The sequence below is a fragment of the Gemmatirosa kalamazoonensis genome (assembly GCF_000522985.1).
Classification (GTDB): domain Bacteria; phylum Gemmatimonadota; class Gemmatimonadetes; order Gemmatimonadales; family Gemmatimonadaceae; genus Gemmatirosa; species Gemmatirosa kalamazoonensis.
Map to the genome: position 1 here is coordinate 1508141 of NZ_CP007128.1, position 13880 is coordinate 1522020.

At 71.7% G+C, this 13880-nt stretch carries 13 protein-coding genes; 7 read left to right on the forward strand and 6 right to left on the reverse strand.

Translation table 11 applies throughout. The features are described from left to right. The first annotated feature begins 61 nt into the window (after positions 1-61). From J421_RS06635 to J421_RS06650, 4 genes are all read left to right on the forward strand, one after another. The gene (locus J421_RS06635) at positions 62-1132 is read left to right on the forward strand and encodes an N-acetyl-gamma-glutamyl-phosphate reductase (RefSeq protein ID WP_104022338.1); all 1071 of its coding nucleotides are present in this window, start codon (positions 62-64) and stop codon (positions 1130-1132) included. Further along, positions 1129-1917 carry an acetylglutamate kinase gene (gene argB, locus J421_RS06640; protein WP_025410391.1) on the forward strand — a complete coding sequence of 263 codons (789 nt, stop codon included), beginning with the start codon at positions 1129-1131 and terminating at the stop codon, positions 1915-1917. Before J421_RS06635 ends, argB begins: the two co-directional genes overlap by 4 nt. A gap of 305 nt (positions 1918-2222) precedes the next feature. Continuing rightward, positions 2223-3470, forward strand: coding sequence for an aspartate aminotransferase family protein (locus tag J421_RS06645; protein ID WP_025410392.1), 1248 nt, complete (start codon positions 2223-2225; stop codon positions 3468-3470). Then, the gene (locus J421_RS06650) at positions 3467-3958 is read left to right on the forward strand and encodes a GNAT family N-acetyltransferase (RefSeq protein WP_025410393.1); all 492 of its coding nucleotides are present in this window, start codon (positions 3467-3469) and stop codon (positions 3956-3958) included. Before J421_RS06645 ends, J421_RS06650 begins: the two co-directional genes overlap by 4 nt. Before the next feature lie 143 nt (positions 3959-4101). Here J421_RS06650 and J421_RS06655 read toward each other — a convergent pair whose 3' ends face one another. Further along, a complete protein-coding gene (locus J421_RS06655; protein ID WP_025410394.1) occupies positions 4102-4902 on the reverse strand; it encodes an alpha/beta hydrolase in 801 nt (266 codons plus the stop codon). A 157-nt stretch (positions 4903-5059) separates the two neighbouring features. On the opposite strand from J421_RS06655, the gene J421_RS06660 reads away from it, so the two are divergent. After that, on the forward strand, positions 5060-5662 hold the full coding sequence (locus J421_RS06660; protein ID WP_025410395.1) for a TetR/AcrR family transcriptional regulator: 603 nt from the start codon (positions 5060-5062) through the stop codon (positions 5660-5662). Between the two features lie 143 nt (positions 5663-5805). Here J421_RS06660 and J421_RS06665 read toward each other — a convergent pair whose 3' ends face one another. From J421_RS06665 to J421_RS06675, 3 genes are read right to left on the reverse strand one after another with little or no spacing between them, the layout of a single operon-like run. Then, positions 5806-6135 carry an ATP-binding protein gene (locus J421_RS06665; protein WP_025410396.1) on the reverse strand — a complete coding sequence of 110 codons (330 nt, stop codon included), beginning with the start codon at positions 6133-6135 and terminating at the stop codon, positions 5806-5808. After that, a complete protein-coding gene (locus J421_RS06670) occupies positions 6096-7013 on the reverse strand; it encodes a sensor histidine kinase (protein WP_025410397.1) in 918 nt (305 codons plus the stop codon). The genes J421_RS06665 and J421_RS06670 overlap by 40 nt, the downstream gene beginning before the upstream one ends. A 9-nt stretch (positions 7014-7022) precedes the next feature. Further along, entirely contained in the window at positions 7023-7847 is an 825-nt protein-coding gene (locus tag J421_RS06675) for an alpha/beta fold hydrolase (RefSeq protein ID WP_025410398.1), read from the reverse strand. Between the two features lie 137 nt (positions 7848-7984). On the opposite strand from J421_RS06675, the gene J421_RS06680 reads away from it, so the two are divergent. Both J421_RS06680 and J421_RS06685 read left to right on the forward strand, forming a co-directional pair. Further along, positions 7985-8932 carry a hypothetical protein gene (locus J421_RS06680; protein WP_025410399.1) on the forward strand — a complete coding sequence of 316 codons (948 nt, stop codon included), beginning with the start codon at positions 7985-7987 and terminating at the stop codon, positions 8930-8932. Beyond that, complete coding sequence (locus tag J421_RS06685) at positions 8916-10469, forward strand: phosphatase PAP2 family protein (RefSeq protein WP_025410400.1); 1554 nt, start codon at positions 8916-8918, stop codon at positions 10467-10469. Before J421_RS06680 ends, J421_RS06685 begins: the two co-directional genes overlap by 17 nt. 135 nt (positions 10470-10604) lie before the next feature. On the opposite strand, the gene J421_RS06690 is transcribed toward J421_RS06685, so the two are convergent. Both J421_RS06690 and J421_RS06695 read right to left on the reverse strand, forming a co-directional pair. Beyond that, positions 10605-12041 carry a TldD/PmbA family protein gene (locus J421_RS06690; protein WP_025410401.1) on the reverse strand — a complete coding sequence of 479 codons (1437 nt, stop codon included), beginning with the start codon at positions 12039-12041 and terminating at the stop codon, positions 10605-10607. After that, positions 12038-13660, reverse strand: coding sequence for a TldD/PmbA family protein (locus tag J421_RS06695; protein WP_025410402.1), 1623 nt, complete (start codon positions 13658-13660; stop codon positions 12038-12040). Before J421_RS06695 ends, J421_RS06690 begins: the two co-directional genes overlap by 4 nt. Positions 13661-13880 lie beyond the last annotated feature (220 nt).

Genomic DNA, 13880 nt, shown 5'->3' on the forward strand with positions numbered 1-13880 from the left:
GAGGTAAACATCGGGCGCCCAAGCGGTTGACGCGGGGTGGCTGCAAGATTATGCATTCACCATGCATAAGATCCCGGTCGGCGTGTTGGGCGCGAGTGGCTACGCGGGGCGTGAGCTCTGCGGCCTCGTGGCCGGCCATCCGCAGCTCTCGCTCCGGTTCGCGAGCGCCGACTCCCGGCGTGGCGAGACCGCGCGCGTGCGCGCCGCGGGCACCGGCGCGCCGATCGACGTCACGTTCGTCGCCCCCGACGACGCCCGCCTGGACGAGGCGGCGCTCGTCTTCAGCGCGCTGCCGCACGGCGCGTCGGCCACCTGGTCGGCCCGCGCCCGCGCCGCCGGCGCGAAGGTGGTCGATCTGTCGTCGGATCTGCGGCCCGGGCACATCAAGCCGGAGGTTCTCTCCGCGCTCCACGCTCCACGCTCCACGCTCGCCATGTCGGGCGGCGGAGCGAGCGTGGAGCGTGGAACGGAGAGCGTGGAGGTACCCTACGGGTTGCCGGAGCTGTTCCGCGACGATGTCAGGGGCGCCGACGTGGTCGCGAACCCGGGCTGTTATCCGACGTCGGTCCTCCTCGGTCTCGCGCCGCTGGCCGAGCGTGGGCTGCTGCCGGAGGGCGCGGTCGTGAGCGTCGCCGCGGCGAGCGGCGTGTCGGGGGCCGGCAACTCGCCGAAGGCCGACATGCTGTTCGGCGAGGTGACGGAGGATTTCCGCGCGTACGGCGCCGGCAACGTGCATCGCCACCTGCCCGAGATGCGCGCGACGATGGAGCGGCTCGGCGCCGACGTGGACCTCGTGTTCACGCCGCACCTGCTCCCCGTGCACCGCGGCATCCTGGCGACGATGACCGTGCCCGTGACGGAGCTGCCTGACGACGTGGCCGGGCTCTGGCGCGAGCGCTACGCGGGCGAGCCGTTCGTGGAGATCGTCGACGGGAACGTGTCGCCGGCGCTGCGCGACGTGACGCGGCGCAACGTCGTGCGCATCGCCGCGATGCCGCTCCAGGGGATGCGGCGTCCGACGCTGCTCGTGCTCTCGGCGATCGACAATCTCGTGAAGGGCGCCGCGGGACAGGCGCTGCAGAACGCGAACCTCATGCTCGGCCTCGACGAGGCCGCGGGGCTGCCGCGGTGAGCGCGCCTAACGCGACCATCGTCGTCAAGCTGGGCGGCCGCACGCAGGGCGCGGTCGAGCTGCCCGATGCCGTCGCCGCGGTGTGGCGCGCGACGGGCGGTCGGCTCGTGGTCGTGCACGGCGGCGGCGACGTCGTGAGCGAGCTGCAGCGCGCGCGCGGCCTCGCGCCGGTGTTCGTCGGCGGCCGTCGAGTCACGAGCGAGGCGGACATCCAGATCATTCGCATGGGCCTCTCCGGCCTCGCGAACAAGCAGCTCGTGTCCGACTTCCGCGCGGCCGGCGTGCCCGCGCTCGGCCTGTCGGGCGAGGACGGCGCGCTGCTGCAGGCGGCGCCGACGTCGAACCCGGCGCTGGGCCTCGTGGGCGAGCCGGCGCGCGTGGACGCGGCGCTGCTCGAGCTGCTGCTCGGCGCGGGCCACTGCCCGGTGATCAGCCCCGTCTCGGCGAGCACGGAGCGCGCGGGTGTCGCGCTCAACGTGAACGGCGACGACGCCGCGGCGGCGATCGCGATCGCGCTCGGCGCGGCGGAGCTGTTCTTCATGGCCGACGTGCCGGGCGTGCTGCGCGACGGCGCACTGGTGCGCGAGCTGGACCTCGCCGCCGCCGCGTCGCTCGTCGCCGACGGCACCGCGGCGGGCGGAATGGCGGCGAAGCTCGAGGCCGCGCGCCACGCGCTGCTCGCCGGCGTCGACCACGTCCGCATCGGCGACCTCGCCGCGTTAGGCGACGCGTCGGCCGGCACGACGATCGTCCGGGCAGGCACGCGAGCCACATCGTCGGCCTGACGCTCGGCGATTTCTCGCGCGGGGACGCGGAGGACGCTTTTCGAATTGAACCGCAGAGGGTCGCAGAGAGCCGCAGAGAACGGCAACTGCTTTTCTTACCACAGCGGACACGGAGGACACAGAGGAAACCAAACAAGAGTGGCTCTCCTCCGTGTCCTCCGTGTCCTCTGTGGTTCAATTCAAAGAGGCAGTCCTCTGCGGCCCTCTGCGGCCTCTGCGGTCCATTCACACAGCCAAGGAAGTCCTCCGCGTCTCCGCGCGAGATACGAACGGCCCCATTCCACACAGCGACACGAGTCTCTCCCATGGCCACTCTCGTCTCCCCCACGACCGCCGCCGGATCCGCCGACGCGCTGTTAGGCACGTACAAGCGCGCGCCGATGGAGCTCGTGCGCGGCGAGGGCGTCACGCTGTGGGACGCCGAGGGGAACGCGTACCTCGACTTCACGAGCGGCATCGCCGTGAACGCGCTGGGCTACGGCGACGCGGGGCTCGTGCGCGCCATCCAGGAGGGCGCGGCGTCGGGGATCGTGCACGCGTCGAACCTGTTCCGCACCGCGCCCGGCGAGCAGCTCGCGGCGTGGCTCGTGGAGCGCTCGTTCGCGAGCAAGGCGTTCTTCTGCAACTCGGGCGCGGAGGCGAACGAGGGCGCGTTCAAGTTCGCGCGCCGGTGGGCGCGCGCGATCGCCGCGCCGCCGGGCGACGAGCTGGGCGTGTTCGGCGCGTGCGCGAAGCACGAGATCGTGAGCCTGCGCGGCGCGTTCCACGGGCGCACGCTGGGCGTGCTCGCGGCCACCGACCGTCCCGCGTACCGCGCCCCGTTCCGCCCGCTCGCCGGCGGCGTGACGATCGCCGAGCGCGACATCCGTGAGCTCGACGTGGTGCTCGACGGCGAGCGCGTGGCGGCCGTGATCGTGGAGCCGATCCAGGGCGAGGGCGGCGTGCGCGTCGTCGCTCCGGGGCTCCTGAAGGAGCTGCGGGCGATGACGACGGAGCGCCGCATCGCGCTCGTGTTCGACGAGATCCAGTGCGGCCTCGGTCGGCTCGGGACGCTGTTCGCGTACGAGACGACCGGCGTGGAGCCGGACATGGTGACGCTCGCGAAGCCGCTCGCCGGCGGATTGCCGATGGGCGCGATCCTCGTGAACGCGGAGATCGCGGCCGCGATCAAGCCGGGCGACCACGGCACGACGTTCGGCGGCGGGCCGCTCGTGGCGCACGTGGCGAACTACGTGCTCTCGCGCCTCGGCGACCCGGCGCTGCTCGCGCACGTGCGCGAGACGGGCGCCTGGTTCGGCGAGCAGCTGCGCGCGCTCGGCGAGCGCACGGGGAAGATCCGCGCGGTGCGCGGCGCGGGGCTCATGTGGGGCGTCGACACGCACGAGAGCGCGGGCGCGATCGTGGAGCGCGCGCGCCAGGCCGGGCTGCTCGTGCTGACGGCGGGCGAGTACACGCTGCGCATCCTGCCGCCGCTCGTCATCTCGCGCGAGGATCTCGCGCGCGGCCTCTCCGTCCTCGAGGGCGTGCTGACGTCCGGAGCGCCGCCGAAGTGACGCCGTCGCGCGATGTCCTCACGGGTGCCGTCGCCGTGCGGCGGGCCGTGCCTAACGACGTGCCGGGGATCGCCGCGCTCGTCGCGGAGTGGGCGGAAGAGGAGATCCTGCTTCCGCGCACCGCGGCCGACGTGGCGCGCGCGGTGGACGACTACGTGGTCGCGGTGGACGCGCGCGGCCGCGTGCTCGCGTGCGGCGCGCTGCGGGAGTACTCGCCGTCGCTGGCCGAGCTGGTGTCGCTCGCCGTGGCGCGCGACGCGCACGGCCGCGGGCTCGGCCGGCTCGTGGTGGCGGCCGTGGAGCGGCTCGCGCTCGCGCGCGGGCACGCGAGCCTGTTCGCGCACACCGTGAGCTCGGAGTTCTTCGAGGCGGTCGGGTACGATCGCGCCGATCGGTCGCTGTACCCGGAGAAGACGGGGCGATCGCACACGGTCTGCATGCACCGTTCGCTTCTCGTGGAGGTGGAGGGTCTCGCGGTCGCGGCATGACTCCACGTACGAGTGTTCGTTGGACTGAAGAAGGACTGAAGGAGGACTGAAGAAGGACCAACACAACGTCTTTGTTGTTGTCCTTCTTCAGTCCTCCTTCAGTCCTCACTTCAGTCCTACTGAAACGCGTACGTGGAGTCCCGTCAGGCGCGCATGATGAACGCCGCTGCCTCCGCGGCGATCGCGGACGGCACCATGTGCGGCCCGTCGAACTCGCGGTAGGTGACCGCGTAGCCGTCGGCGCGCAGCGACGGCACGAAGCGGCGGCTGCACGAGTCGATCGGGAGCACCCCGTCGCGCGTGCCGTGCGACACGAAGATCGACGGCTTGCCGCGGCGGGCGGCCGGCGAAAGGATGCACGGCGAGAACGCGACCAGCCGGGTGAACAGGTCGCCGTTCGTGAGGCCTAACGACAGCGCGTAGCTCGCGCCGTCGGAGAAGCCGGTGAGCGCGATGCGCGCCGGGTCGACGTTCGCGTCGCGGAAGACGCGCGCGAGCGCCTTGTCCATGTTCGCGACGTCGGGGCCATACGTGCCCCGGATGAAGTCCCACGTCGACCCCACCGACTGCGGCGCGACGACGATGAGCCCGACCGCGTCGGCCTGCGCCATGAGCGGCGTGATGCCGGTGCGCGCGCTCTGTCCCGCGCCATGCAGCGCGACGGCGAGCGGCGCTGGTCGGTCCGGCGTGTAGCCGGTCGGGACGTAGAGCAGCACCTCCTGCGAGGTGTCGACGTCGAGCGGCTCGAGGCCGGGCGTGAGCGGCCCGCGTGCGCCGGTGGCGGCGCCGGGGCGCGAGACGAGGTGCGCGGCGGGCGAGTCGCCGCTCGACGTCTTCGGCTCGAACAGTCGGCACGCGCCGAGCGACGTGCCGGCGAGCGACGCCGCGCCGAGGGCGCCGAATCGCACGAAGTCGCGGCGGGTGCACGTGGAGGACCGATGCATGGCGCCAAGATGCGAGCGTCGGCGGCGCGGCCGACAGCGTCGTCGCCTCGTGCCCGTCACCGCGACGCCGCGCCTCGTCACTTGCGCGGTCCGGGGCCGGGCACTATCCCCTTCGGGGCGTCCCGAACACCGTTCACCCGAGCGTGATGCGAGCGTGATGCACGTCCGCCGCGAGACCGACCTCCGCACCGCCGTCCTCGATGCCGCGCGCCAGCTCCTCGTTCGCGAGGGCTACCGCGACCTCAGCATGCGCGACGTCGCGAACGCGGTCGGGTGCTCGGTGAGCAGCATCTACCTCTACTTCGCGGGCAAGGACGAGCTGGTCCACACGCTCATGGACGAGGGCTTCGAGCGGTGGTACCGGCGCATGACCGACATCGCCGACGCCGACGGCACGCCGCGCGACAAGCTCGAGGCGATCTGCCGCGCCTACGTGGAGTTCGGGCTCGCGAACCGCGAGTTCTACGAGATCATGTACATGTTCCACTCGGACCGCATGGCGCGGTACCCGAAGGAGCTGTTCCGCCGAGCGCGGCGCAACTTCGATCTCATCGCGGATCTCGTGACCGCGTACGTGCCCGAGAGCGTCGCGGCCCCCGACGACGCGCGCATCGCCGCGACGGCGCTGTGGGCGACGCTGCACGGCGTGGTGTCGACGATCATCGCCGACCGCCTCGACCGCCGCATCGATCAGCAGCGGTACGTGGACGGGGCGATCCGGTTCGCGTTGGCGGGGGTGCGCGTGACCCGCGACGCGTGATGCGGTGAACCACATCGAACCGCAGAGGACTGCCTCTTCGACAGCAAGAGATCTGGGGATGAAAGGATCCTCAGGATCCTGGGATCCTTTCATCCCCCAGGTATTTGCTGTTGATGTTCTCTGCGGCCCTCTGCGGTTCAAAATCAGACGGCGTTAGGCAGTGCCAGCGTGAACGTGGAGCCGCCGCCCAGCGCGCTCTGGACCGTGAGGTCGCCGCCCATGCCGCGCGCCCACGAGCGGCTGATCGCGAGGCCGAGCCCCGTCCCTTCCACCTGACGGCGCTCGCCCGATTCGGCCTGCACGAACGGCTCGAAGATGCGCTCGCGCTCGCTCGCGCCGATGCCGATGCCGGTGTCCGTCACGCGCACGAGCACCCGTCCCGCGCCGTCGCGCTCCGCCTCGATCGCCACGCGGCCGCCGGCGGGTGTGAACTTCACCGCGTTCGTGAGCAGGTTGATGAGGATCTGCTGCACCTTGTCGCGGTCGCCGCGCGCGCGCGCAGGTCAGGGGGCGTCGAGACCGCGAACGTCTGCGTCTTCGCGGCGATCTGCGGCTCGAGTAGCGGCGTCACGCTCGCGACGACGTCGGCGACGGACATCGGCTCGATCGTGTACTCGACGCGTCCCGACTCGACGCGCGCGAGGTTCAGCACCTCGTTGATGAGCCGCAGCAGGTGCTGCTGCGCGCGGGCGATGCGGCCGAGCGCGTCGCGTTGCGCGTCGGTGAGGGCGCCGTGGATGCCGAGCTCCAGGATCTGACAGTAGCCGCCGATCGCGTTCAGCGGCGTGCGCAGCTCGTGGCTCATCGTCGCGAGGAACTGGCTCTTCGCGCGGTTCGCCTGCTCCGCGTCGTCGCGCGCCTGCTCCAGCTCCGCCGCCTGCTCCTGGAGCTGCTGATGCTGCAGCTCGAGCTCCACCGCCTGCTCCTCGAGCAGCGCGTTCGCGGCCTCCGCGGCGCGGCGCGCGCGCAGCAGCTCGTCCTCGTACTTCCGGCGCTCGCGCACCTCGAGCAGCACGCAGTCGCACACCACCGCGCCCGGCCCGCCGGCGGAGCCGGCCTCGCCACGCTCGCGGCGCGCGGCGTTCACGAGCGCGCCCACCTCGCCGCCGTCCTTGCGCCGCAGCAGCAGGAAGATCTCCTGCGCCGCGCCGTGCAGGCGGAGCAGCGGGAAGAGGTGCGTCTGGAAGAAGATCCGCCCCGCGACGGTGAGCAGGGTCTCCACGTGGCGCCCCTCGACCTCGCCCTCCGCGTAGCCGAGCAGCGCGCGGAGCGTCGCGTTCGTCTCGCGGACCGTGCCGTCGTCGGCGAACGACACGAAGCCGCACGGGAGGGTGTCGAGCAGCGGGTCCACGAGCCGTGCCTAACGCACCGCCGCCGGTTCGGCCGCGAGGTACTCCTCGATGAGCGCGATCGTCTCGTCGGGCGCGCTCATGTGCGGGCAGTGCCCGGTGGCGTGCATCACGCGCACCGTGCTGCCCGGCAGCTCGCGCCGCAGGTACTCGCCCACGGCGAGCGGCGCGATGATGTCGTCGGAGCACTGGAGGACGAGCGACGGCACGCGCACGCGCGCGAGGTCGGCGCGGTTGTCGGCGAAGAACGTCGCCTCGGCGAAGCGGCGCGCGATCACCGGGTCGGTGGAGCAGAAGCTCTCGGTGAGCTCCTGGCCGAGCTCCGGTTGATCGGGGTTCTTCATGATCGCCGGCGCGAGGAAGTTCGCCCAGCCGATGTAGTTCTTGTCCATCGTCTCGAGCAGCCCCTCGATGTCGGAGCGCTCGAAGCCGCCGACGTAGTCGGCCGACGCGTCGTCGATGTAGCGCGGCGACGGGCCGATGAGCACGAGACGCGCGAAGCGGTCCGGCTCGCGGTTCGCGGCGAGCACGCCGACCATCGCGCTCACCGAGTGGCCGACGAAGATGACGTCGCGCAGATCGAGCGCGTGCACGACGTCGAGCACGTCGTCGGCGTAGCCGTCGAGCGACGCATACCGCCGCGCGTCGTAGGCCGAGAGGTCCGACTTGCCCGAGCCGACGTAGTCGAACAGGACGATGCGGTAGTCATTCTCGAACGCGGGCGTGACGAACCGCCACATGTTCTGGTCGCAGCCGAAGCCGTGCGCGAACAGCATCGGCTGCGTACCACGTCCGAACACCTTCACGTTGTTGCGGGCGACGACGTCGGTAGCCATACGAAAGTGTGACGTGAGGGGTGGCTCGAAAGGTACACGGGGCGCGCCGGCTCTGGCGCGGTCCGACCGGCGGATCGTACCTTGGCGTTCCGGGCCCACGGGCCCGTCCCCGAGTACCTCCCCCCGCAGCCTGCCGCATGGTCCCGCCCGCCCACGCGCGTGCCCGCTGGACGCCGCGCATGCCGTCGCTCGCGATCGCCGCCCTCGCGATCCTCCCCGCCGTCCACGCCCACGCGCAGTCGCTCACCGACGGGTTCTTCGTGCAGCCGCGCGAGCTGCGGCTCGGCGTGGACTACGCCACCGACCGGTGGGATCGGTACTGGGAGGGATCCCTCAAGCGCGACAACGAGAACATCGGCACGCTCACGACGCAGCGCGTCGGCTGGAGCGCCGCGTACGGCGTGAGCCGCCGACTGAGCGTGTTCGCGTCGCTGCCGTACGTGCACACGACGGCGAGCGAGGGGGTGCTGAGCCCGATGCACGGGTTCCAGGACCTCACCGCGGCGGCGAAGGTGCGGCTGCTGCGCGCGACGCTCGCCGGCCGCGCGACGCTGATCGCCTCCGCGATCGCCGGCGGGAGCGTGCCGACGAGCGACTACACGCCCGACTTCCTGCCGCTGTCGATCGGGCTCGGGAGCCGGGCCGCGTTCGTGCGCGGCGTGGTGCAGGTGCACGACCGCGCGGGCTGGTTCGCGAACGCGTCGTCAGGCCATGTGTGGCGCTCCACGGTGCACCTGAACCGGCCCGCGTACTACACCGACGGACAGCTCGTCCTCAGCGACGAGGTGGCGATGCCCGACGTCGCCGACTACGGCGCGGAGACGGGCTACCAGCGCGGGCGCTGGTGCGTGCCGGTCGGGCTCGCGGTGCAGCGCACGCTCGGCGGCGGCGACATCCGCCGGCAGGACATGCCGTTCGTGTCGAACCGCATGAACTTCACGAAGGTGCACGCCGAGGCGATGTACACGCTGCCGGCGCCGTCCGCCGTCACGTTGGGCATCGGTGCCGCGCGCGTGCTCGACGGCCGCAACGTCGGCCAGTCCACGATGCTCATGGGCGGGGTGACGTATGCGTTCGGGCGCTGAGACGCGCCGCCGCGCGGCGGCGGCGATCCTGTTAGGCACCGTGTGGCTCGCGCTGAGCTGCGACCGCACGGTGACGCTCACCGAGGTGCTGCCGACGCTGCGGCCGGCGAACGTCGATGCCGACGCGGGCACGTGGCGCATGCTCGTGCTGAACGGCCCCGACCAGGTGGCCGTCGCCGCGCCCGCCGCCGCGACGAGCGACGCGTACCGCACGGAGGTCGAGGCGGTGAAGGCGGCCCAGTCGCACCTCACCGCGGCGCAGCGCGCGGGGATCGACTACTGGGCCGGCGGCGGCGTGCTGCGGTGGAACCAGATCCAGCGCGAGCTCGTGGCCCGCTACAACCTGCCGCCCGCGCCGCGCGACGACGGCACGTATCCGGCGCCCGACGCGGAGAACCCGTTCGGCGACCCGGCGTTCCCGTTCGCGAACCCGCCGTACGCCGCGCGCGCCTACAGCTACGTGGCGGTGGCGCAGTACGAGGCGCTGAAGGCCGCGTGGTACTGGAAGTACCGCTACAACCGCCCGTCGCCGGCCAAGGCCGACGCGAGCGTTCGGGCACTGCTGCCGGCGACGGACCTGCCCGCGTATCCCTCGGAGGACGCGGTGCTCTCCGGCGTGACGGCGGAGATGCTCAAGCTGCTCTTCCCGGCCGCGCTCGAGGAGATCACGAAGAAGGCGGCCGAGGAGCGCGAGGCGGCGATCGACGCGGGACGCGCCACGGCGAGCGACGTCGCGGCGGGGCTCGCGTTAGGCAAGGCGATCGCCGCGCTCGTGGTCGCGCGTGCGGGCGCCGACGGCACGCGCAACGCCGTGGGCACGCCCGCGCAGTGGAAGGCGCTGTTCGACTCGACGACGGCCAAGGGCGAGGTCGCGTGGGTGAGCCAGGAAGCGCCGGCGCGTCCGCCGATGCTGCCGAACTTCGGGCAGGTCCGCACGTGGGTCGCGAGCCCCGCCGTGCTCGCGGCGATCGCGCCGCCGCCGTCGACGTCGTCGGCGAAGTTCAAGGCGGACCTCGCCGAGGTGAAGGACGTCGTGACGCACCTGACGAGCGCGCAGCTCGCGATCGCGCAGAAGTGGAACGACGGCGCCGGCACCTACACGCCGCCCGGGCACTGGAACGCGATCGCGACGTCGTACGTGGCGAAGGCGAACATGAGCGAGGTGCGCGCGGCGCGCACGTTCGCGCTGCTGAACGTCGCGATGCACGACGCGGGCGTCGCGTGCTGGCAGACGAAGTACCGCTACTTCAACCCGCGCCCGACGCAGATGGACCCGGCGATCAAGACGGTGATCGGGCTGCCGAACTTCCCCGCGTACCCGTCGGGCCACTCCACGTTCTCCGCCGCGGCGGCGACGGTGCTGGGCTACGTGTTCCCGGAGGGCGCGTCGAGCTTCCTGCAGATGGCCGACGAGGCAGGGATCTCGCGGTTGTACGGCGGCATCCACTACCGGAGCGACATCGACAACGGCAAGGTGCACGGGATGAACGTCGGCGCGGACGTGGTGACGTTCGCGCGGGGCGACGGGGCGCGCTGACGGGAGAGGGCAGGAGGGCAGGAGGGCAGGAGGGCAGGAGGGCAGGAGGGCAGGAGGGCGGGAGGGCAGGAGACCTTGTGGCTATCCTGCCCTCGCGCGTTTCGCGCGCGCCCTCCTGCCCTCCTGCCCTCGCTCTCACACGGCGTCGGAGATGCTCGAGAAGTTGAAGTCGCGCACGCGGATCGGCGGCATGACGACGGCGAGCCCGGGGCCGCCGCCCTCGCTCGCGCTCACGCGGATCGGCCGGCCTAACGCCTCGAGGTTGTTCAGCATGAACACCGGCGACTCGTTGAAGCGCAGGTTCTTCACCGCCTTCGTGATCTTGCCGTTCTCGATGAGGAACGTGCCGTCGCGCGTGAGGCCGGTGTAGAGCACCGTGCGCGGGTCCACGGCGCGGATGTACCAGAAGCGCGTGACGAGCAGCCCGCGCTGCGTCTCGGCGATGAGATCCTCGAGCGACTTGTCGGCGCCCGACATCTTCAGGCCACCGGGGACGCCGCCGCCGAAACCACCGCCGCCGCCCCCGCCGAACCCGCCACCGCCGCCGCTGGCGTTGGGCTCGTGCCCCGTCTTCTGCGCCCAGTAGCGGTCGTAGGCGAGGTTCTTCACGACGCCGTTCTCGATCCACACGACGCGCTTGCCGGGGAGTCCCTCGAGCGTGAACGGCGCGGTCGCGGTGTCGTCGTCCATCGGGTCGGAGACGATCGTCACGCGCTCGTCCATGACCTTCATGCCGATCTTGTTGCCGCCGCCGGGCTTCGTGAAGAAGGAGCGGCCCTCGTCGGCGCTGCGCGCGTTCGCCGCACCCAACAGGAGCTGCACGAGGTTGCCGACCGCGGTCGGCTCGAGGATCGTCGTGTAGCGACCGGGCTCGATGGCGACCGGGTTCACCGACGCGCGGCACTTCTGCATCGCGGTGCGCCCCATCGCGGCGGCGTCGAGCTTCGACACGTCCCAGTGCGCGCCGCCGCCCCAGCCGGAGCCGGTGCCGTCCGCGGTGCGCACCGTCGTCGTCAGCACGCTCTCCGTCTGCCGCGCGTAGGCGAACAGCCCTTTCGAGTTCGCGACGGCCACCGAGCCCGCCTGCCCCTCGAGGTAGCCGGTGCTCATGAGCCCCGCCGCCTTCGCGGGGCCGGTGACGCGGTCGATCGTCGTGGCGCGCGCCGCGGGCTCCATGCTCGCCGTCGCGTCGCTCCACCCGCGCGACTCGGCGAACTGCTGCGGGCCGAGCTCCGGCATCGCCTCGGGGTCCTCGGGCATGAGGCGCGCGAGGCGCTCGGCGCTCCCCACGGCGCGGCGGAGCGAGTCGTCGTCGAGACCGTTCGACGTGGCGGTCGCGCTGCGCTTGCCGACGGCGCTCCGCACCTGCACGGTGACGTCGTAGCGGTCGCCGCTCGTCGTGATCTGGTTGTTCGCGAAGCGGGTGCCCATGCGCGCGCCGCTCTGGATGACGACGCGCGTCTCGTCCGCAGTCGCGAAGCCGAGCACCTTCCTCGCGAGCGCCTCGGCGTCGGCGCGGGAGAGATAGCGCGGAGCGTTAGGCTGGTCGAACAACGAACGCGGGCCCGTCACGCGGTCCTCCCGGTGTTGATGATGTTCACGTTGCGGAACCGCGCCGGCACGCATCCGTGCGTCACCGCGTTCGCCTGCACCGGCTGCCCCTTCGCGTCGCCGAACGCGCCGCCGAGGAAGTAGCTCGACTTGCCGCCGATCATGTCCATCGACTTCCAGAACTCCGGCGTGCGGAACTGGTACACGACGTCCTTCAGCATGCCGACGATCTTGCCGCCCTTGATCTCGTAGAACAGCTGCCCGCCGAACTGCCCGTTGTAGCGCTGCTGGTCGATGGAGAACGAGCCGTCGCCCTTGATCGCGATGCCGCGGTCGGTCGCCGCGATGAGATCCTCGAAGCTCTGCTCCTTCGCGCCGGGGAGCAGCGACACGTTCGGCATGCGCGAGAACTGCACGTCGCCCCAGCTCTGCGCGTACGAGCAGCCGTGCGAGCGCACCGGCTTGCCCTGCTTCTTGTACCACCAGTCGAGGTACGGCGCCTGGTCGCGCGTGGTGGCGTGGTAGTCGACGACGATGCCGTTGCGGATGATCATGAACGTGTCGGGCACGACGCCCTCGTCGTCCCAGCCGCACGCGCTGAGCGACCCGACCTGCGAGCGGTCGCCCTGGATGTTCAGCAGGTCGGAGCCGTAGCGCAGCGTGCCGAGCACCTTCTCCGGCGGCATGACGAAGCTCGTGCCGGCGTAGTTCGCCTCGTAGCCCATCGCGCGATCGAGCTCCGTGGGGTGCGCGATGGTCTCGTGGATGGTGAGCCAGAGATTCGTCGGATGCAGCACGAGGTCGTAGCGTCCCACCTCGACGGGCTTCGCGGAGAGCTTCTCCACCGCCTCCTGCGCCCACCGCGGCGCGTTCTCGACGAGCTTCGCGTCGAGCACGTGCTCGTAGCCGAGCCCGCGCGGCATGACGTCGGTGGACTCGCGCGTCTGGAAGTCCTTGAAGTCGCTCGACACCGCCGTCACCGTCATGCTCGGCTGCGCGCGGTAGATCGTCTGCTGCGTGACGGTGCCGTCGCTCGACGCGAACGTCTTGTCCTCGCGCAGGAAGAACATGCTCGACTGAACGAAGCGCGCGCCCTGGACCTTCAACGCGGCCTCGTTCGCGGCGAGCAGCAGCGCGACCTTCTCCTCGATGGGCACCGTGAACGGGTCGACCCGGATGGGGCTCTTCCACGTGCCGCCCGGCGTCGGATCCTTCGGCGCGAGCGTGACGGGACGCAGCTGCGACGCGCGGTTCGCCCGCGCCTGCGCGATCGCCTGTCGCGCAACGCGCACGACCTCGTCGGCGGTGACGTCGCGGCTCGCGGCGAAGCCCCACGCGCCGTCGACGAGCACGCGCACGCCGAAGCCCGACGTCTCGTTGTCGACCGCGCCCTGCACGCGTCGCTCGCGCGTGAACACGTTCTGCGTCTGGTTGCGGCTGACGCGGCAGTCGGCGTAGCTGGCGCCGGCGGCCTTCGCCGCCTCGACGGCGCGCTGGGCCAGCGCGACGGCGTCGTCGGGAGGCGGGAACGCGGGCGCGGCGTAGGCCTGCGCGGCGAGCGCGCGCTGCGGGGCGAGGGCCGAGAGCGCGGCGGCGGCGGCGGCGGTGCCCTGGAGGAACTCGCGGCGGTTGAGCGGCATCCGAGGGGCGATGGTTCGGGTGGCGTGCTGCTACGGCGCTTACGCGGCCGGCCTGCCGGGCGTTGTCGGCGAACGGCGCGTTCACGCGAGGGCAACGACCAATGGGGATGAAAGGATCGAACGGATCTTCGCGATCCGTTCATCCCCGGTGGCAGTTGCCCTCGCCTCGTGCCTCATCGCCCATCCGCATTTTGACCCATGCCGTGACGACGGAGCTCCC

Coding starts and splice junctions, on each gene's coding strand:
- J421_RS06695 (WP_025410402.1), bottom strand. CDS start 13,660: ATGCCGCTCAACCGCCGCGAGTTCCTCCAGGGCACCGCCGCCGCCGCC.
- J421_RS06685 (WP_025410400.1), top strand. CDS start 8,916: ATGCGTTCGGGCGCTGAGACGCGCCGCCGCGCGGCGGCGGCGATCCTG.
- J421_RS06680 (WP_025410399.1), top strand. CDS start 7,985: ATGGTCCCGCCCGCCCACGCGCGTGCCCGCTGGACGCCGCGCATGCCG.
- J421_RS06660 (WP_025410395.1), top strand. CDS start 5,060: ATGCACGTCCGCCGCGAGACCGACCTCCGCACCGCCGTCCTCGATGCC.
- J421_RS06645 (WP_025410392.1), top strand. CDS start 2,223: ATGGCCACTCTCGTCTCCCCCACGACCGCCGCCGGATCCGCCGACGCG.
- J421_RS06675 (WP_025410398.1), bottom strand. CDS start 7,847: ATGGCTACCGACGTCGTCGCCCGCAACAACGTGAAGGTGTTCGGACGT.
- J421_RS06635 (WP_104022338.1), top strand. CDS start 62: ATGCATAAGATCCCGGTCGGCGTGTTGGGCGCGAGTGGCTACGCGGGG.
- J421_RS06655 (WP_025410394.1), bottom strand. CDS start 4,902: ATGCATCGGTCCTCCACGTGCACCCGCCGCGACTTCGTGCGATTCGGC.